The sequence below is a fragment of the Nonomuraea sp. NPDC049684 genome (genome assembly GCF_044465345.1).
Lineage (GTDB): Bacteria > Actinomycetota > Actinomycetes > Streptosporangiales > Streptosporangiaceae > Nonomuraea.
Genome location: NZ_JBITLO010000017.1, coordinates 46,924 through 69,564, shown reverse-complemented (window position 1 = coordinate 69,564; position 22,641 = coordinate 46,924). Strand labels below are relative to the sequence as shown.

At 72.8% G+C, this 22,641-nt stretch carries 21 protein-coding genes; 10 read left to right on the top strand and 11 right to left on the bottom strand.

All coding sequences use genetic code 11. From position 1 onward, the window contains the following. The first annotated feature begins 47 nt into the window (after positions 1 to 47). A complete protein-coding gene (locus ACIBST_RS39695; protein ID WP_397178702.1) occupies positions 48 to 998 on the top strand; it encodes a serine hydrolase domain-containing protein in 951 nt (316 codons plus the stop codon). A 36-nt stretch (positions 999 to 1,034) separates the two neighbouring features. Here ACIBST_RS39695 and ACIBST_RS39690 read toward each other — a convergent pair whose 3' ends face one another. Beyond that, entirely contained in the window at positions 1,035 to 1,988 is a 954-nt protein-coding gene (locus ACIBST_RS39690) for a zinc-binding alcohol dehydrogenase family protein (RefSeq protein WP_397178701.1), read from the bottom strand. Between the two features lie 84 nt (positions 1,989 to 2,072). On the opposite strand from ACIBST_RS39690, the gene ACIBST_RS39685 reads away from it, so the two are divergent. After that, positions 2,073 to 2,660: a TetR/AcrR family transcriptional regulator gene (locus ACIBST_RS39685; RefSeq protein ID WP_397178700.1), complete on the top strand. Its 588-nt coding sequence runs from the start codon at positions 2,073 to 2,075 to the stop codon at positions 2,658 to 2,660. Positions 2,661 to 2,691: 31 nt separating this feature from the next. Here the strand turns inward: ACIBST_RS39685 and ACIBST_RS39680 are convergent, their stop codons facing one another. Continuing rightward, positions 2,692 to 3,561 (bottom strand): LysR family transcriptional regulator, encoded by an 870-nt coding sequence (locus ACIBST_RS39680; protein WP_397178699.1) that lies wholly within the window; start codon positions 3,559 to 3,561, stop codon positions 2,692 to 2,694. Between the two features lie 71 nt (positions 3,562 to 3,632). Between ACIBST_RS39680 and ACIBST_RS39675 the strand changes: the two genes are divergently transcribed. The 3 genes from ACIBST_RS39675 (at position 3,633) to abc-f (ending at position 7,150) form a co-directional block, all read left to right on the top strand. Then, positions 3,633 to 4,511, top strand: coding sequence for a 4-hydroxy-tetrahydrodipicolinate synthase family protein (locus ACIBST_RS39675; RefSeq protein WP_397178698.1), 879 nt, complete (start codon positions 3,633 to 3,635; stop codon positions 4,509 to 4,511). A gap of 399 nt (positions 4,512 to 4,910) precedes the next feature. Further along, positions 4,911 to 5,351 (top strand): MarR family winged helix-turn-helix transcriptional regulator, encoded by a 441-nt coding sequence (locus ACIBST_RS39670; protein ID WP_397178697.1) that lies wholly within the window; start codon positions 4,911 to 4,913, stop codon positions 5,349 to 5,351. 158 nt (positions 5,352 to 5,509) lie between these two features. Further along, a complete protein-coding gene (abc-f, locus tag ACIBST_RS39665; RefSeq protein ID WP_397178696.1) occupies positions 5,510 to 7,150 on the top strand; it encodes a ribosomal protection-like ABC-F family protein in 1,641 nt (546 codons plus the stop codon). A 46-nt stretch (positions 7,151 to 7,196) separates the two neighbouring features. Here the strand turns inward: abc-f and ACIBST_RS39660 are convergent, their stop codons facing one another. The 3 genes from ACIBST_RS39660 to ACIBST_RS39650 are packed head-to-tail and all read right to left on the bottom strand — an operon-like array spanning position 7,197 to position 14,648. Continuing rightward, entirely contained in the window at positions 7,197 to 11,999 is a 4,803-nt protein-coding gene (locus tag ACIBST_RS39660; RefSeq protein WP_397178695.1) for a DNA repair ATPase, read from the bottom strand. A gap of 1 nt (position 12,000) precedes the next feature. Then, positions 12,001 to 14,097 carry a flotillin family protein gene (locus tag ACIBST_RS39655; RefSeq protein ID WP_397178694.1) on the bottom strand — a complete coding sequence of 699 codons (2,097 nt, stop codon included), beginning with the start codon at positions 14,095 to 14,097 and terminating at the stop codon, positions 12,001 to 12,003. Then, a complete protein-coding gene (locus ACIBST_RS39650) occupies positions 14,097 to 14,648 on the bottom strand; it encodes a hypothetical protein (RefSeq protein ID WP_397178693.1) in 552 nt (183 codons plus the stop codon). Before ACIBST_RS39650 ends, ACIBST_RS39655 begins: the two co-directional genes overlap by 1 nt. A 155-nt stretch (positions 14,649 to 14,803) precedes the next feature. On the opposite strand from ACIBST_RS39650, the gene ACIBST_RS39645 reads away from it, so the two are divergent. Continuing rightward, the gene (locus tag ACIBST_RS39645; RefSeq protein ID WP_397178810.1) at positions 14,804 to 15,718 is read left to right on the top strand and encodes an NADP-dependent oxidoreductase; all 915 of its coding nucleotides are present in this window, start codon (positions 14,804 to 14,806) and stop codon (positions 15,716 to 15,718) included. 35 nt (positions 15,719 to 15,753) lie between these two features. Here the strand turns inward: ACIBST_RS39645 and ACIBST_RS39640 are convergent, their stop codons facing one another. Then, a complete protein-coding gene (locus tag ACIBST_RS39640) occupies positions 15,754 to 16,275 on the bottom strand; it encodes a CGNR zinc finger domain-containing protein (protein ID WP_397178692.1) in 522 nt (173 codons plus the stop codon). A gap of 95 nt (positions 16,276 to 16,370) precedes the next feature. Here ACIBST_RS39640 and ACIBST_RS39635 point away from each other — a divergent pair, with 95 nt between their 5' ends. Together ACIBST_RS39635 and ACIBST_RS39630 are read left to right on the top strand one after the other, a co-directional pair. Continuing rightward, entirely contained in the window at positions 16,371 to 17,231 is an 861-nt protein-coding gene (locus ACIBST_RS39635; protein ID WP_397178691.1) for an alpha/beta fold hydrolase, read from the top strand. Positions 17,232 to 17,335: 104 nt separating this feature from the next. Next, positions 17,336 to 17,986, top strand: coding sequence for an HPP family protein (locus ACIBST_RS39630; protein WP_397178690.1), 651 nt, complete (start codon positions 17,336 to 17,338; stop codon positions 17,984 to 17,986). 3 nt (positions 17,987 to 17,989) lie between these two features. Here ACIBST_RS39630 and ACIBST_RS39625 read toward each other — a convergent pair whose 3' ends face one another. Genes ACIBST_RS39625 through ACIBST_RS39615 form a run of 3 tightly spaced genes read right to left on the bottom strand, consistent with a single transcriptional unit; the run spans position 17,990 to position 20,343 of the window. Next, on the bottom strand, positions 17,990 to 18,907 hold the full coding sequence (locus ACIBST_RS39625) for an aminoglycoside phosphotransferase family protein (protein ID WP_397178689.1): 918 nt from the start codon (positions 18,905 to 18,907) through the stop codon (positions 17,990 to 17,992). A 34-nt stretch (positions 18,908 to 18,941) separates the two neighbouring features. Continuing rightward, entirely contained in the window at positions 18,942 to 19,820 is an 879-nt protein-coding gene (locus tag ACIBST_RS39620) for a 1,4-dihydroxy-2-naphthoyl-CoA synthase (RefSeq protein WP_352318330.1), read from the bottom strand. A 10-nt stretch (positions 19,821 to 19,830) separates the two neighbouring features. Beyond that, complete coding sequence (locus tag ACIBST_RS39615) at positions 19,831 to 20,343, bottom strand: PadR family transcriptional regulator (RefSeq protein WP_397178688.1); 513 nt, start codon at positions 20,341 to 20,343, stop codon at positions 19,831 to 19,833. 76 nt (positions 20,344 to 20,419) lie between these two features. Here ACIBST_RS39615 and ACIBST_RS39610 point away from each other — a divergent pair, with 76 nt between their 5' ends. After that, positions 20,420 to 20,983, top strand: a complete 564-nt coding sequence (locus tag ACIBST_RS39610; RefSeq protein ID WP_397178687.1) for a hypothetical protein — start codon at positions 20,420 to 20,422, stop codon at positions 20,981 to 20,983. On the opposite strand, the gene ACIBST_RS39605 is transcribed toward ACIBST_RS39610, so the two are convergent. After that, positions 20,976 to 21,308, bottom strand: coding sequence for a helix-turn-helix transcriptional regulator (locus ACIBST_RS39605; protein ID WP_090938046.1), 333 nt, complete (start codon positions 21,306 to 21,308; stop codon positions 20,976 to 20,978). The two genes, ACIBST_RS39610 and ACIBST_RS39605, sit on opposite strands and share 8 nt — an antisense overlap. An 86-nt stretch (positions 21,309 to 21,394) precedes the next feature. Between ACIBST_RS39605 and ACIBST_RS39600 the strand changes: the two genes are divergently transcribed. Further along, positions 21,395 to 21,565: a DUF3073 domain-containing protein gene (locus ACIBST_RS39600; RefSeq protein ID WP_358291422.1), complete on the top strand. Its 171-nt coding sequence runs from the start codon at positions 21,395 to 21,397 to the stop codon at positions 21,563 to 21,565. A gap of 207 nt (positions 21,566 to 21,772) precedes the next feature. Here the strand turns inward: ACIBST_RS39600 and ACIBST_RS39595 are convergent, their stop codons facing one another. Next, positions 21,773 to 22,600, bottom strand: coding sequence for an alpha/beta hydrolase (locus ACIBST_RS39595; protein WP_397178686.1), 828 nt, complete (start codon positions 22,598 to 22,600; stop codon positions 21,773 to 21,775). Positions 22,601 to 22,641: the final 41 nt, after the last annotated feature.

The following is a 22,641-nucleotide window of genomic DNA, read 5'->3' as shown; positions in this document are numbered from 1 at the left end:
CGTGGGAGCGGGTACGACAGGATGTCCCCCGGGCTTAGGAGGACATCATGGGAATGGCGGAGCGGGTCGAGGCGGTCCTGAAGGCCGGCACGGCGCCCAATCTGCACGGGGTCGTGGTCATGCGGGGCGGCGAGGTCGTCGTCGAGCACTACGGCGCGGGCGTCGACGAGCGGATCGGCGAGGACCCCCGGCACGCCGTCTTCGACCGCGACACGCTGCACGACGTGCGGTCGGTCACCAAGAGCGTGGTCGCGCTGCTGTACGGCGTGGCCCTGCGCGACGGGCTGGTGCCGCCGCCGGACGCCAGGCTGGTGGAGCAGTTCCCCGAATATCCGGACCTGGTGGCCGATCCGAGCCGGGCCCACCTCACCGTCGCGCACGCGCTCACCATGACGCTCGGGATCGACTGGAACGAGGACCTGCCGTACACGAGCCCGGCCAACAGCGAGATCGCGATGGAGCTCGCTCCTGACCGGTACCGGTTCGTCCTGGAACGTCCGGTGGTCGAGGAGGCCGGGAAGCGGTGGCTGTACTGCGGTGGCACCGCGGCCCTGCTCGGCGGGCTCATCGCGCGGGGGGCGGGCGAGCCGCTTGAGGAGTATGCCGCCAAGGCGCTGTTCGAGCCGCTCGGGATCACCAGGACCGAGTGGGTCAAGGGGATGGACGGCGTGGCGATGGCCGCGGCCGGGCTGCGGCTGCGGCCCCTCGACCTGGCCGCGCTCGGCCGGCTGGTGCTCGGCGGCGGGCTGGGCATCATCCCCGAGCAGTGGGTGCGCGAGATGACGCGGCCCCGCGTCGTCATCGACGGCGACTTCCGCTACGGCTACCAGTGGTACGTGAGCACCGGCGACCGGCCGTGGACCGAGGCCATCGGGAACGGCGGTCAGCGGCTGCTCGTAGTGCCCGGTGAGGAGCTGGTCGTCGCGGTGACGGCCGGCGACTACAACGCCGAGCAGGTCAGCGCCACGGCCGTGCTGAACGCCGTCCTCGACCGCTGAGCCGCTCACAAGCTCGGCAGGACGGCCGCTGAGCGCTCACGGGACCAGCAGGACGCGGCCCGTGACCGCGCGCGACTCCAGGAGGCGGTGGGCCTCGGCCGCCTCGGTCAGCGGCAGGGTCTCGTGGGCGACGGCCCGGCTGCGTCCTGAGCCGAGCCGGGCCAGCATCTCGGGATAGTGCGTGCCGAACACCTGGCCGGCCCAGCCGGGGCCGCTGCAACCGACGACGGTCACGCCGCGTTCCATCAGGTCGGCGGCCGTGACGGCGGCGGGCTCGCCGCTCAGCATGCCGTAGAACAGCATCCGCCCGGCGCCGGGCACGAGCCGGTCGAGCACCCGCCGGGCCGACGCGCCGCCGATCGACTCGAAGGCCACGTCGATGTCCGGCAGCGCGTCCGGCCAGGCGGGGTCGCCGTGGTCCAGGGCCTGGTCGGCACCCAGGTCGAGGGCCCGCTGCCGCCTGGCCGGCGAGCCCGCGGTGGCGATCACCCGGGCCGCCCCGAACTCCTTGGCGTGCGCGACCACGTAGCCGCCGACCGCGCCGGCGCCCGCCTCGACCAGCACGGTCTCCCCGCCGCCGAGCCGCGCCCGGTGCAGCAGGGCGAGGGCGATCGCGCCGGGCGCGGCCCCGGCCAGCGCCTCCAGGGGCGTCACGTCCTCGGGGACGGGGCAGGTCAGGGCGGCGGGCATGGCCACGTACTCGGCGTAGGCGCCGAGGCCGCCGGTCACCCCCACGCGTACGGTGCCGAGCAGGGCGGCGTCCACGCCCTCGCCGGTCTCGACGACCTCGCCGACCGCCTCCGCGCCGGGCACGACGGGCAGCGGCAGCGGGAACGGCAGCGCGCCCGAGCGGATCTGCGTCTCGGCGTAGCCGACGCCGATCGCCTGCGCGCGGATGAGGACCTGGCCCGCCTCGGGGCGCGGGCGGGGCACGTCCACCGGCCGCAGGGTCCCGGGGCCGCCGGTGGCGTCGAGCTGGATGGCGCGCATGGTTGTTCCCGTCTGTATCTGAACCATTGGTCCAGTTAATATATGGACCGCTGGTCAAGTTTGTCCATGGGCAACAATGACCGGATGGAACGTCAAGAGCGGGCCGACGCCGCGCGCAACAGGCGGGCGATCCTGCGGGCGGCGGAGGAGCTGCTCCGCCGCCACCCGCCCGAGCAGGTCTCCGTCGAGCGGGTGGCGGTGGCCGCCGGCGTGGGCAAGGGGACGGTGTTCCACCGGTTCGGCAGCCGTACGGGGCTGATGCGGGAGCTGATGAGCGAACGGGCCCGCGAGCTGGACAAGGCGGTGGCCGAGGGCCCGCCGCCGCTCGGCCCCGGAGCGCCGCCCGTCGAGCGGCTGGTCGCCTTCCTGGGCGCGGTGGCCGAGCTGGCGGCGCGCAACGGCAACCTGGTGGCGGCGCACGAGCACGCGGTCGCGACCAGCAGGTCCGAGCCCCGCGAGACCAACCCGATCTACACCGGCTGGCACCGGCACGTCACCGCGCTGATCAGCGAGGGCCGCCCCGACGTGGACGCGGACGAGATCGCGCACCTGCTGCTCGGCTGCCTGCACATGGAGCCGATCGCGAGCCGGTTGCGGGCGGGGGACAGCGCCCGGCTCGCCCGCAGCTTCGCCGCCCTCGCCGAGGGCCTGCTCGGCCGGTCCGCCCCTTAGACCTCAGGACCGGCGGGCGCCGGAGGGGCCGTCAGAGGGGAAGGGTGGTGGCGGCGGTGTGGAAGGCGGCGACGGCCGCGCGGACCGCCGGGTGGTCGCCGTAGCCGCGGCGGAAGGCGGCCCGCGTGCGGCGGCTCAGGGGCAGGCGGGTCAGCGGGACGCCGTCCGGCGGGGTGAGCGCCGCCAGCCTGGGCACGAGCGCGACGCCCTGACCCGCGGCGGCGAAGGCGAGCACGGTGTCGAAGTCGTCGATGTGGTGCCGGACGCGGGGCTCGAACCCGGCCGCCTGGCAGGCCCTGATCGCCATGGTGTGGCAGAGCGTGCCCGGCTTGGCCATGATCCACGGGTCGTCGCGGGCGTCGAGGACGCGGGCGCGGTCGGTCAGGTACATCGGCTCGGTGAACAGCGGCTCGGTCTCGATGGAGGCGTCGGTGACCGGGGGCACGAAGTCGTACTCGTGCACGAGGGCGACGTCGAGCTCGCCCGCCCGCAGCGCCGCCGAGACGTCGGCGGGGTCGATCTCGGCCACCATCGGCTCCAGCCCGGGACAGTCCGCGGCCAGCCGGGCGAGCGCGGGCGGCAGGAGCACGCGGGTGGCCGTCGGGTACGCGCCGATCCGCAGGGGCCCCGACGGCCCGCCCCGGGCGGCGGCGAGCGCGGCCGAGGCGCGTTCGAGCTGTTCCAGGACGGCCTGCGCGTGCTCGACCAGCAGCAGCCCGGCCGGGGTGAGCGTGACCGTGCGCCCGGTGCGTTCCAGCAGCGGCACGCCCGCCTCCCGTTCGAGCGCGCTGAGCTGCTGCGAGACCGCCGAGGGGGTGAACGTGACCGCCTCGGCCACGGCGGTGATCGTGCCGCGCCTGGCCAGCTCGCGGAGCAGGTGGAGCTTGCGTGGGTCGAGCATAAGCCCATCTTAAGCTGGAACGAAGAAATCCGAACTGGACCTAACAGGTCTGCGGGCGGCAGGCTCGGAGCATGCTGAGAGGAATCCACGTACCGCTAATCACGCCGTTCACGTCGTCGGGGGAGGTGGCCGCCGACGCGGTCGACAAGCTCGCCCGGCAGATGCTCGACGAGGGCGCGGCCGGTCTGGTGGCGCTGGGGACGACGGCCGAGGTGGCCGCCCTCGACCCGGGCGAGCGGGCCCTGGTGGTCGAGACCTGCGTACGCGTGTGCGCGGAACGCCGGGCGCTGCTGACCGTCGGCGTGACCGGGAACGACACCCGCACGACCGCCGCGGCGCTGCGCGAGCTGCCCGCCGGGGTGGACGCCGCCCTGGTGACCGTGCCGTACTTCCTGCGGCCCGGCGAGCGCGGCGTGATCGCGCACTTCGAGGCGCTGGCCGAGGCGTCACCCGTGCCGCTGGTGATCTACCACATCCCCTACCGGACCGGGCAGGCCATGGGCGCCGCGGCGCTGCGGGCCATCGGGGAGCACCCGAACATCGCGGGCGTCAAGTACGCCGTCGGCGGCATCGACCAGGACACGGTGGACCTGATGGCGGACCTGCCCGACGGCTTCGAGGTGCTGGGCGGCGACGACGCGTTCGTCTCGCCGCTGCTCGCGCTCGGCGCCACCGGCGGCATCCTGGCCTCGGCGCACGTGCTGACCAGGAGCTTCGTCGAGCTGGCCGACGCCTGGCTGGCCGGCGACGCGGCCACCGCGCGCCCGCTCGGGCACCGGCTGGCCCAGGTCTCCCGCGCGCTCTTCGCCGAGCCCAACCCGACCGTGATCAAGGGCGTCCTGCACGCCAGGGGCCTGATCCCGACGCCGGACGTGCGGCTGCCGCTGCTGCCCGCCTCCGCCGCCGCGGTGTCACAGGCCGACCTGGTGGCGGTACATCCAGGCCAGTGACTCCTGGCTCGCGCTCCGCTTCAGGAACACCGGCAGCATCAGGTCGCGGAAGACCCGGGCGAGCGGGCCCGCGGCGGACGAGGTGGGCCGAGGGGTTCGCGTCGTCCTCGAAGGCCGCCGCCAGGACGGGCCGCCAGTCGGCGGGCACGTCGCCGAGCCGCCTGGGCAGGTTCGCGAACCACCACGTGTCGCCCGAGTCGGTCACCGTGCAGCCGAAGAAGGACCGCTTGCCGAAGACCATGTCGTAGACGCCCGGCTCACCGCCGAACCCGCCGGTGCCCGGCCATCCCGCGGCCGGTGATCATCGCCTTCATGCTGGTATCGTTTCGTTCGGCCGAACGAAATATATGAGCACGGGTGAACGGGATGTCCAGGGATATTTCGGAGCATCGAAAGAAATTGTTGGACGAACTGGTCGAGGCAGGCCGGGAGAGCAGCAACGCCGCGGTCATGTACCACAGCGCCATGGGCGAGCGGCTGGGCCTGGGGATGACCGAGGAGAAGACGCTCGACCTGCTCCAGCGCCTCGGGCCGCTGACCGCCGGAGAGCTGTCCCGGCACACGGGCCTCGCCCCCGCCTCCGTCAGCGGGCTGATCGACCGGCTGGAGGCCAAATGGCTGGTCCGCAGGGTGCGCGACACCAAAGACCGGCGCCGGGTCATCGTCGAGATCAACTGGGAGCGGCTGGCCGGCTTCGGCGAGCTGTTCGAGCCGTTCGTGGCCGCCATGTCCGGCCTGTACGACCGGTACACCGACGACGAGCTGGCGGTGATCGCCGACTTCCTCCGGCGGTCCACGGCCCTGCAGCGGGAGGCCACCACGTCGCTGCGCACCGAATAAGGGGCTGTACACAATCCCGCTTATGGGCTACGGTGTCCGCCGATATGGGTTACTGCTTCCTGTGATTCTCACGCCCGAGGCGCGCACGCGTTGAGCCGACCGCTCCGCCGCGCCTCGTACCGGTCATATCCGCGTTGAGACCAGGAGGTGGAGCCTCTATGCGTACCGCTGCCCAATTGGCACTGAACGAGATCACCAAGCGTTACGACACCCGGATCGTCCTGGACCGGGTGTCGCTCACCGTCCGGCCCGGCGAGAAGGCCGGGGTGATCGGCGACAACGGATCGGGCAAGTCCACGCTGCTCAGGCTCATGGCGGGCGTCGAGCGTCCGGACAACGGCGAGCTGACCGTGGTCGCGCCCGGCGGCGTGGGGCACCTGCCGCAGTCGCTGGAGCTGCCGCCGCACGCCACCGTGGCCGACGTCGTCGATCTGGCCCTGGCCGAGCTGCGCGAGATCGAGGCGCGCATGCGCGCGCTGGCCGGCGCCGACCTGGACGCCTACGCCGCCGCCGTCGCCGAGTTCGAGGCGCGCGGCGGCTACGAGGCCGACACCCGGGTGGACGTCGCGCTGCACGCCCTGGGCCTGCCCGGCCTGGACCGGGACCGCCTGATCGCGACGATGTCGGGCGGCGAGCGGTCCAGGCTCGCCCTGGCCGCGACGCTGGCCGCCCAGCCCGAGCTGCTGCTGCTCGACGAGCCGACCAACGACCTGGACGACCAGGCCGTCGCCTGGCTCGAACAGCACCTGCGCGAGCACCGCGGCACGGTCGTCGCGATCAGCCACGACCGCGCGTTCCTCGACCGGGTCACCACGGTGATCCTGGAGGTCTCCGACGGGCGGGTGCGCCGCTACGGCGACGGCTACTCGGGCTACCTCGCGGCCAAGGCCGCCGAACGGGCCGCGCACGTGCGGGCCCACGAGGAGTGGCGGTCGGAGCTGGCCCGGCACGCCGGGCTGGTGGCGGCCAACGCGGGGCGGTTGGCGGCCATCCCGCGCGGGATGGTGCAGGCCGGGATGGGCACCGGCGCGTGGCGGGCGCGGTCGCGCACGCACGGGGCCGCCGGGCGCGTCCGGCAGGCGCACGCGCGGCTGCGCTGGCTCGAAGAGCACCCGGTGCCGCCGCCCCCCGTGCCGCTCCGCTTCACCGCCGCCATCACCGCACCGCCACCCGCCGACGTGCTCCCGCCGGATCACCCGCAGGGCGCGGGGCGGTCCATGGCAGCCGTGCTCGACGGGGTGCGGGTGGCCGGGCGGCTGCGGATCGACGGGCTCGCCGTACGGCGGGGGGAGCGGCTGCTGGTCACCGGGCCGAACGGCGCGGGCAAGACGACGCTCATGCGGGTGCTGGCCGGCGAGCTGCGTCCCGACAAGGGGACCGTGCGCCGGACCGGACGGGCCGGTCTGCTGCGCCAGGAGGAACGGGCGGCCCGGCTGGACCGCACCGTCCTCGCGGCCTTCGCCGAGGGACGGACGGGCAGCCCCGACGAGCACGCCGACCGGCTGCTCGGCCTGGGCCTGTTCCGGCCGGACGACCTGCGGCGGCGGCTGGCCGACCTCTCCTACGGGCAGCGCCGCCGGGTCGAGCTGGCCCGCCTGGTCACCGAGCCGGTGGACCTGCTGCTGCTCGACGAGCCGACCAACCACCTGTCGCCGATGCTGGTGGAGCAGCTTGAGGAGGCGCTGGCCCACTACCGGGGCGCGCTGGTGGTCGTCACCCACGACCGCCGCCTGCGCGCCGCCTTCACCGGCACCCACCTGGAGCTCGCCCCCGCCACACCCAGCAGGCAAGCCCCCTGACGGCCGGGCCCGCTCCGCTCAGGGAGCGGGCCGTTGACCGCCGGGTTCAGCGGTCCGACTCCCTGATGGCCGTGCCCACCTCGCTCACCCGGTCGGCGAGGAGGCCCAGGGCGCCCACGGCCCTGGTCATCGGGTCGTCGCCGGACCCGCCGAGCGCCCTGGCCCTGAGGAAGGCCGCCTTGATCTCCGCCCACCGCGCCGCCTGGGCGGGGGTCAGGCGGCCGCGCAGCTCGGCCAGCTTGAGCAGGTTGGCCTCGGCGTCCTGAGTGAGGGTCTGCGCCTCGCCCAGGTAGTGGTCGTCGATCACCGCCTCCAGCTCCTCGTCGTTCATGGCCGGCACGATGCGCTCGGCCAGCTTGTTCATGTTCCGGTACGACCCCTGCAACCGGTACGGCGGCTCGGTCCTGGACGCCTCCGCCTGGGACGCCGACGCGATGTAGGCCGCGTTGTTGGCCAGCACCACCTCCTGCGCCCGCACCAGCTTGCCCAGAACGCCGAGCACCTGCTCCAGCTCGGCCTTGCCGTACGGGTGCCGGAGCTGGTCGGGGCGGACGGCCGGGTCGCCCTTGGCCAGGCGTACCAGGAGCTCGACGTCGGCCCGGTCGCGGCCCGAGAGGGGGGCCAGCACCGGGTTGGAGGTCAGCGCGTTGTCCACGTAGCTCAGGGCGAACAGCTCGTCCCTGCCGGAGAGCACGTCGCCCAGGTTCCACACGTCGGCCCGGTTGGCCAGCATGTCCGGGATGCGGAAGCGCTGCCCGGACTCGGTGTACGGGTTGCCCGCCATGCACACCGCGAAGCGCTTCCCGCGCAGGTCGTACGTGCGGGTCCGGCCGTTCCAGACGCCCTCGATGCAGCGCTGGGCGTCGCACAGGGAGATGAACTTCTGCAGCAGCTCCGGCGAGGTGTGCTGGATGTCGTCCAGGTAGAGCAGGGTGTTGTTGCCGCTCTCCAGCGCGAAGGAGATCTTCTCGACCTCCTGCCTGGCCGTGGCGTCGGGCGCGTCGGCCGGGTCGAGCGAGGTGACGCCGTGGCCGAGCGCCGGGCCGTTCACCTTGACGAAGACCAGGCCGAGGCGGCTGGCGACGTACTCCATCAGCGTGGTCTTGCCGTAGCCGGGCGGTGAGATGAGCAGCAGCAGGCCCATCTGGTCGGTGCGCTTGCCCGCGCCCGCCGCGCCGAGCTGCTTGGCCAGGTTGTCGCCGATCAGCGGCAGGTAGACCTCGTCCAGCAGCCGGTTGCGGACGAACGCGCTCATCACCTTGGGCCGGTACTCCTCCAGGCGCAACCGGCGGCGTTCCTGCTCGATCAGCTCGTTGCGGCGGCGCTGGTAGGCCCGGTAGGCCGGGACCCGGTCCTGCCTGAAGGCGCGCGCCCTGGTCAGCAGCTCGTCGAGCCTGACCCGCAGCCTGCGGTCCCGCACGCGCGGATGCGCGCCGAGCAGCCCCTCGACGGTCTCCTCGACGGCGGCGCTGGAATCGTGCCGCGGCAGGTCGCACAGGAGCACGGCGACGGCCTCGGCCACCTCGGGGCCCTGCCGGTAGGCGCCGATCCAGGCGTGGGCGAGCTGCAGCCGCTCGGGCAGGGGGAGCGCGGCCAGCTCCTCCTCGAACTCGCGCGTCCTGGCCGGGCCGAGCGCCTGCCTGAAGCCGTCGAGGAGGTCCCGCGCCGCCTTGCCGGTCACGAAGCCGGACGGCGTCGCGCCCAGCTCCTCGACCAGGTACTCGCCGGCCAGCGCGGCCGTGCCCCGCTCGATGTGCCGGCCGGGGGAGAAGACGGCGATCCGGTCGCCGAGCTCGGCGGCCAGCGCCTCCAGGGCGGGCGTCGGGCCGAAGACCGCGCGGGCGCGGACCAGGGAGGCGGCCCTGGTGGCCAATGTTTTACGTGAAACCTCGTCCGTGCCGAAGGCCCAGAAGAGCTGCGCCGCCGCGCGGGCCTCGGGCGGGTAGCGCAGCAGGCCGGCGCCCTCGCGCAGGCGGACCAGGCTCTCCAGGACGAGGATCGCGTCATGGTCGTGCACGCCGCGCTCATAGCCCTCGTCGTAGCGCTGCTCGGCGGCCTGGCGTACCAGGTCGGCCAGGGGAGCGCCGGGCTCCGCGGCGTCCAGGAGCGAGGCGGCCAGGTGCTCGGCCCGGTACATCTCCGGCGTCTCCGACACCAGCAGCTGCTCCCAGAACGGCCGCGTGTCGGCGAACGACGCCGGCACGGGCGCGCGGTAGTCGGTGCCCGTGATCGCGAAGTGCATCTCGCCGTCGTGCGGGACCAGCGTCAGGTCGATCGGCTGGGTGTTGACGGCGAACAGGTGACGGCCGAGGCGCAGCGTCTCGCCGCCGTCGGTGAACAGGTCCAGCCGGTCCCGCAGGGCGCGGCCGGCCTCCTGCTGGGCCGCCTTGACCCGGCCGTCCAGCTCCTCGGCCCGGACGGCGTCGCCCAGGGAGCGCAGCTCGGCCGCCGCCGTACGGACCCTGCCGACCATCGGATCGGTGGCGAAGTACGTGTTGACCTCGTCCATCGAGCCCAGCGACGCCAGCCGCCTGGTCACGCTGCCCAGGATGCGCCCGGCCGAGGCGAAGACCCGGTCGGCCCGCCGGGCCAGGCCGTCGAGCTGGGTCTGCTTCCTGGCCGAGAACGCCTCGTAGACCTCGTCCCGCTTGCCCGCGAGCTGGGCGGCGAAGTCGTCGAACTCGCCGAACCGCGCCTCCAGGTTCTCCACCTGGAGCATCAGGCGGCCGAGCTGCTCGTCGCACTTGCCCGGCGTGTCGGCCATCGCCAGCGCGCCCGAGACGGCCTGCCCGAACAGGGCGAACTCGGCGGCGAAGGCCGCGCGGCCCTCGGAGCCCAGCAGCTCGCGCCGCCGCCCGTCGAGGACGGCCCGCGCCCGGTTCACCCCGGCCAGCACCTCGGCGATCCGGCCCAGGATCGACGTGCGGACCGTGGCGTCGGCGATCTCCAGCGAGCCGACGACCTCCGTCACCACCTCCAGGCCCTCCGCCTGCTCGGCCAGCCGGTCGGCGACGGGCGCGGCCTCGGCCACGGTCGCGATCGCCGCGGCGTCGGCGGCCAGCCGGTCGACCGCCGCGTGGTAGGCGGTGAACGCCTGCGCGCCCTCCAGGAAGGCGACCGCGCGCCTGCCGGTCGCGGCCAGCTCCGCGGTCACGGCGGCGGACAGCTCGTCCAGGCGGGCGAGGTCCAGGTAGCGGACGTCGCGCAGGGTCACCAGGCGGCCCTGCTGCCTGCGCAGCCCGGCCAGCGTGGTGACCCAGGCGTCGGCGGTGGCGGGGGTGTCGGCGGCGGCCTGGCGTACCAGGTGGGCGGTCTCCTCGGCGGCCGCCGCCAGGGTGTCGGCGGCCTGGCGGGTGAGCTGCTCGACGTTCTCGTACTCGTCGAGCACCTGCTCGGCGGTGGCCCGCACGTCGGCGAGCGGCTCGGCGAGCCCGTGCTCGCCGAGCCAGTGGTAGGAGTCGGCGGCGCGGGTGCAGGCGGCGATCAGGGCCTCGAACGTGGCCTCCGACGCCGCCATCTCCTCGACCATGCGGGCCACGGACAGGCAGTCGGAGATGCCGCGCACCAGCTCGGCGTTGCCGATGCGCTCCAGGGGCCCGGTCCCGGCGGGCTGGGCGGCGGCGTAGGTGTCGGACACGTACGGCGTCTGCCACACCTGCATCGGGTGGACCCGGGTCGGCTCTTCGGACAGGGCGCGGAAGACCACCATCGTGCCGTCGTCGAACAGGGAGTACCCGTGGCAGACGATGGGGTTGGCCACCTCCTTCCTGATCACGTTGTACGGCAGCAGCAACGAGCGGCCGTCGCCGCGGGCGTGGAAGACGTACAGGACGTCCTCGCCGTTGGGCGAGCGCACGACCCGCTCGAACTCCAGGTCCGTGACGTCCGTGTCGAAGGTCTTGCTGATCCCGGTCGCCAGGTAGTAGCCGCCCGGGAAGATCAGCCCCTGGTCCTCGGGCAGCCGCTGGCAGGACTGGCCGATGCCGTCGAGCCTGGTCACCGCCTTGGTACGGGTGTTGAACACCAGATGCCGCCAGTCCGGCTCCTTGTACGGCCTGATCCGCATGAGGACGAGCGGCCCGACCCTTGCGTACTCGACGTCGGCGTCGGCCAGCGACTGGAGGCGTTCGGTGACCGGCTCGGAGTAGACGCCCGCGCCGGTCTCGGTGTTGTTCTCGACCTTGATGGTGAGGTCGCCGCCGATCGTCTCGACGAAGACCTCGCCCTCGACGGAGATGTGCGGGTGGCGGCCGAGCACGTGGTCGTCGCGGGTGGTCGGCGTCCACTCGAAGTCGTGGGACGGGGGGAAGACGTGGTCCCGCTCCCCCCTGTTATCCAGATATTTCGGGACACCTCCGTTGCTGACCGCCCACCTGAGCACCCGCGTGTCCGCCGGGCCCGTCCTGAAGACCGCCAGCAGCTTGCCCTCGACCCGTCTGAGCTGCTGGAGCCTGGTCTCCTTGTAGTACCGGTACAGCTCGGCGAAGTCCTTCCTGAACGCCGGCTCCTCCAGCGTCTCCAGCTTCCCGGTCTCGAAGGTGAACGCGTCCCCGTCCCTGGTGAAGCGGTGCACGGCGAACACGTCGGCCACGGTCGTCTCGGGCTTGAGCCCGATGAAGACGTTGTAGCCGAACAACATCACCTCGCCCAGCGAGACGATGTCCCTCGGGACGCAGTTGTTCTCGGTCCTGATCCGCTCGGTGCCGAGCAGGCGCAGCTCCGCGCCGCCGAAGACGCGCAGCCGCTGCCCGTTGACCTCCTCCGCCGCCACGGCGAGGGCCTTGGCCTGCGCCTGGAGACGGTTCCGGAGAACGTCGTAGGTCCCGGCCTCCAGCTCGGTGGTGCTCACGTCAGCCCTTCGCCGCCGCCAGCGCGGCCACGGGGGAGTCGGCCACGCCCAGCCGGCGCGCGGTCTCCAGCAGCTCGCCGAGCGCCGACGACTGCGGGCCGCCGTCCTGGATGAGCCGCATGAGCAGGGCCGAGACGGTCAGGTTCTTGATGTCCTCGGTGCGCACCCCGCCGACCACGCTCGCGATGTCCGCCGCCAGGCTGGCCGTCCCGTTGAGGTACGGCGCCGCCAGGGCCCCGGCCACGGTCGAGTGGCCGACGAAGCCGTCCACCGCCTTGCCCGTGGTGATCGAGCCGACCACCTTGTCGAAGAACATCGTGTCGCCGCCGACGATGTCGATGTTGGCCTTGGCCAGGCCCGCCGCCAGCACGCTGGCCTGCGACTCGGCCACCTGGCGGGTGACGTCGATGTGCTTGAGCCTGATCTCCTTGTCGGCCTCCAGGCGCAGGCGGTACTCCTCGTGGCCCCGGCTGGCCTCGTCCAGGGCGGCCATCGCGGCGGCTTTCTGGGTCAGGCCCTCGGCCTCGGCCTTCAGCTTCTCGCCGATCGCGGTGGCGCCGGCCAGCGCCATGGCCTGCTCGCCCTCGGCCTGCGCCTTGAGCCGGTCGCCCTCGATCAGCGCCATGGCCCGCGCGCCCTCGGCCTCGGCCCGCAGCCTCTCGCCCAGGGACAGGGCCTCCGCGCGGCCGACCTTCTCGATGGCGTCCGCGTCACGCTCCTTGACCTGCACCTGCGCCAGCCCGGCCGCGGCGGACTCGGCCTGCACGCCCTCCGCGAGCCGGATCTTGGCCCGAGCCTCCAGCTCGGCGGCCTGCTGCCGGGCCTCGGCCAGCACCAGCTCCTCGCGGGCCCTGAACTTCGAGGCCGCCTCCGCGGCCTCGGCCGCCTTGATGTCCTTGACCAGGTTCTCCTGCGCCTCGGCCTCGGCCGCGATGATCACCTGCTGGCGGGTGCGCTCGGCCTCCTCGACCACGCGCAGCCGCTTGATGCTCTCCTCCTGCTCGGCCACCGTCTTGTCGACCGCGATGCGCTCCCGGATGACCTCGGCGATCGACCGCTTCTCGGTCTCGACCTCCTTGTCCTTGGCGATGCGCGACAGCTCGGTCTCCCGCTCGCGGGCGATGACCTCCAGCAGGCGGTCCTTCTCGATGCGCTCGCTCTCGATCGCGATCACGCGCTCGCGGTTCTTCTCGGCGACCGCCACCTCGCGGGCCTGGTTCTCGCGCTGCACGCCGATCTGCTCGTCGGTCTTGATGCCCGCCGTCTGCGCGCGCAGCCGCTCCTCGGCCTGCACGCGGGCGATCTCCGCCTCCTCGCGGGCCTTGACGGTCTCGATCTCGCGGCGCTGCTTGAGCTCGGCGTCGGCCTGGCGGCGCTGGAGCTCCAGGATGGCCTCGCGGGCGTCCACGTTCTGGCGGGTGATCTCCTTCTCCTCGGCCCGCTGGAACTCGTTGGTCCGTACGTGCTCCAGGGCGGTCAGTTCGGTGATCTTCCTGATGCCCTGCGCGTCCAGGATGTTGCTGGAGTCGAGCTGGGTGAGCGCGGTCTGCTCCAGGTAGTCGATGGCGGCGTCTTCGAGGCTGTAACCGTTCAGGTCGGTGCCGATGAGCCGGATGATCTCGTCGCGGAACTCGTCCCGCTTGGTGTAGAGGTCGACGAAGTCGAGCTGCTTGCCGGCCGTCTTCAGCGCCTCGGAGAACTTGGCGCTGAACAGCTCCTGGAGGGTGTTCTCGTCGCTGGCCCGCGCGGTGCCGATGGCCTGGGCGACCTTGATGACGTCCTCGGCGGTCTTGTTCACCCGGACGAAGAACGTGATCTTGATGTCGGCCCTGATGTTGTCCCGGCAGATCAGGCCCTCACGGCCGGTACGCGTGATCTCGATGGTCTTCACCGAGATGTCCATGGTCTCGGCCTTGTGGACGACCGGCAGCACGATGGCGCCGGTGAACGTCACGTCCACCTTGTTGACCTTCGACACGATCAGCGCCTTGCCCTGTTCCACCTTGCGGAAAAGGCGGCCGATGATGACCAGCAGGCCAATCACGATGACCAGGACGACGGCGAGAAATACGCCGAAGCCCGTGGAGATGACGTCCATCAGATCTCGCTTTCGTAGGGCATGACCCAGAAGAATTCGCCGTCTTTGTCGTATTCGAAGATGAGTGCTTTGTCGCCGCGGCCCAGACGGTCCCGCCCGGTCGTCCGGACCTGGACGACGGCCGTCGAGCCGTCCTCGGCGGTGACCTCGGCCTGGCCGAAGCCGGCGGTGGCGGCGCCGGTGCGGATGACGCACGGGCGGCCCACGAGGTCGCCGCGCGAGTGCTGCCCGCCGTCCTGGAACGCCCTGCGCAGCGGCCGGATCAGGGCGCGCGTGGCGAGCCAGCCGCCCGACGCCGCGGCGAAGGGCACGGCGGCCAGCGCGGCGTCCGGCAGCACCTGGCTGCCGACCAGACTCAGCAGCCACGCGACCGCGACCAGCAGGGAGATGACGATCCCGGCGGGGACGCCCCCGAATCCCAGCCATGGCGCGTCGTGGTCGAGGTCCAGCAGGCCCGCGATGACGGCCAGCCAATAAGCCAGGACCGCCGCGAGAAGGAAAGTGAAAATGACGGTCGGAAAGCCCAGAGCGGCGTGGAAGAACTCGGTCATCAACCCTCGGTTTGCCCCATCCCCCGGTGTGTCCTGACGGACTATATACATATAAAGCGCGACTAAAGCGCAAAGTTCCCGACTTCATATCGAAAGTTAGCCGACTTGACCTCAAGAGCGGTTGAGGTAGCACGCTCGACGACATGACTGACGTGATGAGGGCGGCGGCGTTCGCCGAGCCGGGCGGCCCCGAGGTGCTGAAGGTGATGGAGGTGCCCGCGCCGCAGGCGGGCCCGGGACAGGTGCGCGTCCGCGTGCGGGCGGCCGGCGTGCAGCCGTTCGACGCGGCCGTACGGGCGGGGTGGCTGCCGCCGTACATGGGGGACGTGCCCTGGCCGCGCATCCCGGGCAACGAGTTCGCCGGCGTGGTCGACCAGGTGGGCGACGGGGTCGCCGGGGTGTCGGCCGGGGACGAGGTGCTGGGGTTCTCGCGCCTGTTCGCCTACGCCGAGTACATCGTGGTCCCCGCGGCCGACGTGGCCCCCAAGCCCGCCGGGACGCCCTGGGAGGTGGCCGGCGGGCTGACCTCCGGCGTGCAGACGGCCGAGCTGGCCCTCGACGCCCTGGCGATCGGCGCCGGCGAGACGCTGCTCGTGCACGGCGCGGCCGGGTCCGTGGGCACGGCGGCCGTGCAGATCGCCCGCATGCGCGGCGCCACGGTGATCGGCACCGCCCGCGAGGCCAACCACGACCACCTGCGCGACCTCGGCGCGATCCCGGTCGCCTACGGTGACGGGCTCGCGGACCGGGTCCGGGCGCTCGCCCCCGGCGGCGTGCACGCGGCCCTCGACGGCGCCGGCGGCCACGCCCTGGAGGTCTCGCTCGACCTGGTCGCCGACCATGGGCGCATCGTCACGCTGGTCGAGCACGGCAAGGCGGCCGAGCTGGGGGTCAAGGTCGTCCAGGGCGAGCGCACGGCCGAACGGCTCGGCCGGTACGCCGCCCTGTACGCCGAGGGCCGCTTCGCCTTCCCGGTGCGGCGGACGTACCGGCTGGAGGAGGCCGCCGACGCCCACCGCGAGATCGAGACCGGCCACGGCCGGGGGAAGGTCGTCCTGGTGACCGACTGAGGCCCCCAGCCCCTCGCATTACCGGGCGGGCCGGTTCAGACGGCGTTCTTGTGGCGCTGGTTGAACCGGCCCGCCTTCGCGCGGTTGCCGCACACCTCCATCGAGCACCACCTGCGGCTGCCGTTCTTGCTCACGTCGAGGAACCACAGGACGCAGGCCGGGTTCGCGCACTTGCGCAGCCGTTCGGGACGTTCGCGCAGGAGCCGGACGAAGTCGGCGGCCGCCGTCCAGGCCGCCGCCCAGGCCGGGTCGCTCACCACGACGGTCTCGCGCGGCCCGTCGGCGTCCACCCGCGGCCTGGTCGAGCCCTCGGCCAGCACCGCGTTGAGCGCGTCGTGCCCCCGGCCTTCGAGCGAGCCGCGCAGCGCGTCCCGCGTCCGGACGAGCCGGTCGCGCACCCGTTCGAGGTCGTCCTTGCCCGGCAGGCCGTGGTCGCCGAGCCAGGAGCGCACGCCTTCCAGGTCGTCGAACTGGTCGAGCAGGGCGCCCTGGTCCACCCAGACGGTGTCGACCAGGTCGAGCGCCATGGGCTCGTCGCGAAGCGGCCGTATCCTCACTGCCTCTAACCCCTAAAAGCGATTTGACTGGTTATCTGCTGCCATGCTATCACTTAACCGGCAAAACGGATTTAGGCGGTTAATCGGAGGATGACATGACTGTTCGGTACCGCACCGCTGTGGTGGACGGCCTCGACGTGTTCTACCGGGAGGCCGGTGACCCGTCGGCGCCCACGCTGGTGCTGCTGCACGGGTTCCCGACCTCGTCGGTGGCCTACCAGGAGCTGATCGCCGACCTGGCGGACGAGTTCCACCTGATCGCGCCCGACTACCCGGGCTTCGGCCACAGCTCGGCCCCCGCGGCCGACGAATGGGAGTACAGCTTCGACCACCTGGCCGACGTGGTGGACAGCCTCCTCGACACCCTGGGCGTCACCAAGTACGCGCTCTACGTGCACGACTACGGCGCCCCCGTCGGCTTCCGCCTCGCCGTCCGGCGCCCGGAGCGCATCACCGGCATCGTCTCCCAGAACGGCAACGCGTACGAGGAGGGCCTGACGCCGTTCTGGGAGCCGCTGCGCAAGGCGTGGGCCGACCCCTCCGAGGAGAACACCTCCGCGCTGCTCGGCCTGCTCACCCCCGAGGCCACCCACTGGCAGTACACGCACGGCGTCCCCGACGCCGCCCTGGTCAACCCCGACAAGGCGGCCCTCGACCAGGCCCGCCTCGACCGGCCCGGCAACCACGCCGTCCAGCTCGCCCTCTTCGTGGACTACGGCCGCAACCCGGGCCTCTACCCGCAGTGGCAGGAGTACCTGCGCACGCACCAGCCGCCGGTGCTGGCCGTGTGGGGGCGGCACGACGAGATCTTCGGCCCCGACGGCGCGCTCGCCTTCGCCCGGGACGCCGAGCGCGCCGAGATCCAGCTCCTCGACGCGGGCCACTTCGCCCTGGAGACCCGCGGCCGGCAGATCGCCGCACTGGTCCGCGACTTCCTCCGCCGCCTCTCCGACTGACAGGCCCCAAGAGCTCGGCTCTCCGCCTTACGGCCACCCAAGAGCCCAGTTTCTCCGCCTTACGGCCCCCGAGGGGCCGCCTCTCCGACTGACGGGAGCTTCCGATGGTCCAGCCCCAGCGCCGCGGGAACGCCACGGCCCGCACCGGCCTGTCCGCCGCGGCGGCCGTCCACGCCCACCGATCCCTGAGCCCCCGCCGCGCGCCCGCCCCCCACGGGCCCGCGGCGGGCCCGGCGGCCGGGCCGCCGCCCTCCCGGAGGCGGGGGTGGGCCGGGACGTCGGGGGCGCCCGCCCGCCCGTCCGGCAGGGCGGTGGCCCTGGCCACCGCGGCGGCGCTGGCCGGGCTGTCCTTACTGGCCCTGCTGGCCGGCCTCACCGGCATGGAGCTGTTCGCGCTGCCGTTCGCCGCGACCGCCGGGATCGTGGCCCTGGCGCCCGCCGCGCCGTTCGCCCAGCCGCGCAGCATCCTGCTCGGCCACCTGAGCGCCGCCGCGCTCGCCCTGGCGCTCACCGCCCTCACCGGCCCGTCGGTGTGGACGGCGGTCGCCGCGGCGGCGCTGTCCACGGCCCCCATGCTGCTGCTGCGGGCCCCTCACCCGCCGGCCGGGGCCACGGCGGCGCTGATCGGGCTCACCGCCCCCGACCCGGTGTACCTGCTCAATCCGGTCCTGGTCGCCGGCGTCGTGGTGATCGCCGCCGGGGTGGCGCTCGGAAAGGCGCTGCCGGGCCACGAATACCCCGCCTACTGGCGGTGACCGTCACTGCCGGTGGCGCATGGCCTCGGCGATCACCAGGGCGGTCTCGTTGATCTCGTGCTCGCCGTCCTCGACGTCCCAGAGGGCGTTCTGCAGGATCCGGCCGAGGGTCCAGCCGGCCGCCCTGGCCGGGTCGAGGCCCAGCCCGTCCACCATGAGGTCGAAGCGCCGCAGCACGGCCTTGAGCGGGTCGCCGGTGGCGACGACGGCGTCCCAGCGGTTGTCCAGGGCCGGCCACAGGTCGAAGCCGGGGTCGCCGGCCAGCGGCTTGGGGTCGATGGCGAGCCACGGCTCCCGCTCGGCGGCCAGCACGTTGTCGTAGTGCAGGTCCCAGTGCAGCAGCCGGTCGCCCGGCTCGGCGACCAGCTCGGCGACCGCGTCGGCGCACCGGCGCAGCCAGAACCTGTCCTGCTCGCGAGGCAGCGCGGCCGTCGCGCGGTCGACGTCGGCCAGCATCTGCGCGGCGATGTCGCCCAGCCGGCGCAGCCCCGGCGGGGCGGGGAAGGCGGTCAACCGGCCCAGCAACCCGGTCAGGATCGTCAGCGCCTCGGTGTCGTCCGGGACGGCCGACAGCGGGCGGCCGGAGTCGAGGCGTTCCAGCAGCAGGGTGCCGGTCTCGGGGTCGTCGTCGAGCAGCAGGACCGAGCCGTTCCCGGCCCACGTGCGCAGGCCGGGCGCCTCGGTGGCGTTCTCGTCGGTGACGGGCTGGAGCTTGAGCGCCGCCTTGGAGCCGTCCTGCCGTACGACGGGCAGCACGAGGGAGACCACGCCGTGCATGGGGCGGCCCTCGTCCAGCCGCAGCTCCCACTCCTCCAGGTAACGCTCGGCGAGCGCGGGCAGGCCGGCCGACCAGGCCCGCCCCCGCTCGCCGTCGATCTTCACATGTGACGCGGTCAACGCCCCGGGGACCATGATTCTCATCGCCCCAGTCTGCCTCCGGCCGGGACGCCCGCGGCTAGAAGTGCCAGGGGAAGGGCGACCAGTCGGGCGCCCGCTTCTCCAGGAAGGAGTCGCGCCCCTCGGCCGCCTCGTCCGTCATGTACGCCAGCCGCGTCGCCTCGCCCGCGAACACCTGCTGCCCGACGAGCCCGTCGTCGATCATGTTGAAGGCGAACTTCAGCATGCGCTGGGCGGTGGGCGACTTGCCGTTGACCTTGCGCGCCCACTCCAGCGCCGTGGCCTCCAGCTCCGCGTGCGGGACGACGGCGTTGACCATGCCCATGCGATGGGCGTCGGCCGCGCTGTAGGTGTCGCCCAGGAAGAAGATCTCGCGGGCGAACTTCTGCCCGACCTGCCGCGCCAGGTAGGCCGAGCCGAAGCCGCCGTCGAAGCTGGCCACGTCGGCGTCGGTCTGCTTGAAGCGGGCGTGCTCGGCGCTGGCCAGGGTGAGGTCGGCCACGACGTGCAGGCTGTGCCCGCCGCCCGCGGCCCAGCCGGGCACCACGCAGATCACGATCTTGGGCATGAAGCGGATCAGGCGCTGCACCTCCAGGATGTGCAGCCGCCCGGTGGCGGGGGTGCCGTCGGCGTACTGGTAGCCGTCTTTGCCCCTGATGCGCTGGTCGCCGCCGGAGCAGAAGGCCCACCCGCCGTCCTTGGGCGAGGGGCCGTTGCCCGTGAGCAGCACGCAGCCGACGTCGGTGGCCTGCCTGGCGTGGTCGAGCGCCCGGTAGAGCTCGTCGACCGTCTGGGGCCTGAAGGCGTTGCGCACCTCGGGCCGGTTGAACGCGACCCGCACCGTGCCCTGGTCGAGGGCCCGGTGGTAGGTGATGTCGGTGAAGTCGAAGCCCTCGACTGCCTGCCACATCTTCGGATCGAACAGCTCGGAGACCATGGGTGCGAGCCTAACGGATCTGCTCCTCGGCCCACTCGGCCCACGCCTTCTGGACGGCGCCGAGCCGCAGGCCGTACTCCAGGGCGAGCCGGCCGTAGACCGACAGGTTGTCCTGGCCGCTCTCGACGAACCCCTTGATGGCCTCCATGTGCTCCAGGTGCTTGCCCACCACCTCGGCCTGGCGGCGCAGGTAGGCGCGGGCCTGCTCGGGGTCGACCTGGCCGAGGAAGAACACCCGCAGCAGCATGTCGCTGCGCCCGACCCGGACCGGCTCGACCTCGGTGATCCAGCGGCGCAGCTCGGCCCGGCCCTCCTCGGTGATCGCGTACTCCTTGCGCCCACGGGGGCCCTCGGCCGCGACGCTCACGAGACCGGCGTCGGCCAGCTTGCCGAGCTCCGAGTAGAGCTGGCTCTGCGTCGCCGGCCAGACGTTGGACAATGAGACGTCGAAGGTCTTCAGCAGGTCGTAGCCGCTGGCCGGCCCCTCGGCGAGCAGACCAAGCACGGCGTGTCTCAAGCTCATATTCCTATATTGACATATCTCGGCAGGAGGTTCTACATTCGACATGTCTACTTAGGAATGTCAAAGGAGTTGCGCGATGCGCGGTCTGCTCGGTTTCCTCCCCTGGGTCGTCTACGCGGTCATCGCCACCGGCGACGAGTGGCGCTGGGGCGCCATCACCGGCCTCGTGATCGCCCTCGCCCTCGTGGTCATCGACCGCCGGTCCGGCCGGGCCTGGGACGAGATCGTGATCGAGACGAGCGCCGCCGCCTTCTTCGCCCTGCTCACGGTGCTCTCCCTGGCGGCCCCGCACTCGCCGCTCACGCCGTACGGGCCCGCGCTGGTCAACGTCTGGCTGGCCGGCACCGCCTGGGGCTCGATGGCCATCGGCAAGCCGTTCACGCTGGGCATCGCGCGCACGATGGCGCCGAAGGAGATCTGGGAGACCCCGGCGTTCCGCCGCGTCAACGTGGTGATCACGACGGTGTGGGCGGTGGCGTTCACGCTCGCCGCCGTCTCGCTGACGTTCGTGCTGGCCGCGGCCCCCCACGCCACCACGGTCGTTATCGCGATCAAGGTGCTCTCGTTCGTCGTCCCCGCCGTCTTCACCGCCCGGTACCCGAAGGTGGTCAGGCGCCGCGCCGAGGCCGCCGCTAAGTGACCTCCGCCCGCAGCTCGGCCAGGAGCTCCCCCTGGTCGGCCAGCATGTCGGTGAGGATGCGGCGGGCGGCCCCGAGCAGGTCTGCCAGCTCGGGAGTGGCCAGGGTGTAGACCACCGTGCTGCCTTCGCGGATTGCGCTCACGATCCCGGCCCTGCGCAGGACCGCCAGCTGCTGTGAGAGGCTCGACGCCTCGATGTCGATCTGGGCCAGCAGGTCCCTGACGGGCAGTGGACCTTCCTGGAGTAGCTCCAACACTCTGATGCGAGCGGGGTGGCCGAGCGTCCTGAAGAAGTCGGCCTTGGCCTGGTGGACCTCCACGTGCATATTGCAAGACTAATCGAGCGCAGTTGCATAATTCTTCAAGTCGTAACGTTGTTGGATAGCATGACAGCGGGGACTAGGGAGTAGCCATGGGCCGAGGAAGAGCCAAGGCGAAGCAGACGAAGGTCGCTCGCCAGCTGAAGTACGCCAACCACAACATCGACTACGACCGGCTGCGCGAGGAGCTGGGCGCGGACACGCCGCGCGAGGAGATGTACACGTCTACGGCGTCCGAGCAGGAGTCCGAGCGCGCGCAATGACGCGCGCCGGCTTCGCGGGGGCGTCCGCGACGTTCTCGGGCCGCCTGGCCTCCGGCGCCTGACCGGTCGCCGCGAGTTCCAGGCGGTGTTCCCGTGCCCGCCCGGCGGCGTGCCGCAGGGCGCGGGCCGGGCCGCGGCGGTCCGGCGGGCCGCCGGCCCGTCGCCGCTTCGAGCGGGCCGCTAGCCCGTCGCCGCTTCGAGCGGCTGCTAGCTCGTCGCCGCTTCGATCAGGCGGCGCGCGTCGGCGAGCAGGCGGCCGGTGGCGGCCTGCGACACCGGGTCGGTGTTCTGCTGGAATCCGTGCGTGAGGCCGGGCTCCCTGCGGCACGTGACCGGCACGCCGGCCTCGGCCAGCCGGCGGGCGTACGCCTCGCCCTCGTCCCTGAGGGCGTCGTGCTCGGCGGTGACCACCAGCGTGGCGGGCATCCCGCTCAGGTCGGGCACCAGCAGCGGGCTCAGCCTCGGGTCGGCGCGCCGCGCCGCGTCGGGCGCCCACTGCCGCACGGCCCAGGCGAGGAAGCTCTCGTCGAGGCCGTGACCGGTGCCCTTCTCCCGCACGCTGGGGCAGGAGAGCGTGAGGTCGGTGTTGGGGCAGACCAGGATCTGGGCGGCGGGCAAGGGGCCGCCCGCGTCCCGCAGCTCCAGGCAGGCCATCGTGGCCAGGTAACCGCCCGCGCTGTCCCCGGCCACCGCGACCGGACGGGCCTCGCGCAGCACGTCCACGACGTCCTCCACGGCCGCCGGGTACGGGTGCTCGGGGGCCGGCCGATAGTCCACGGCCAGCACCTCCACCTCGCACTCGCGGGCCAGCAGGCGGCAGATCCGGTCGTGGGTGTCCAGGTCGCCGAACACCCACGCGCCGCCGTGCACGTACACCACCAGAGGCCGTCGCTCCAGCGCGGGCCGGTAGTGCCGCAGCGGCAGCCCGCGCGGCCCGGTCAGATCGCTCACCTGCGGCAGCTCGGGCCCCCGCGCACGCAGGTGGGCCCGCTCGGCGCTGCCCCTGCGCAGCTCGTGGACGTCGGGATCGTTCATGGACGACGAGTGTAGGGATCACCGGCGGGCAAAGATCTCGC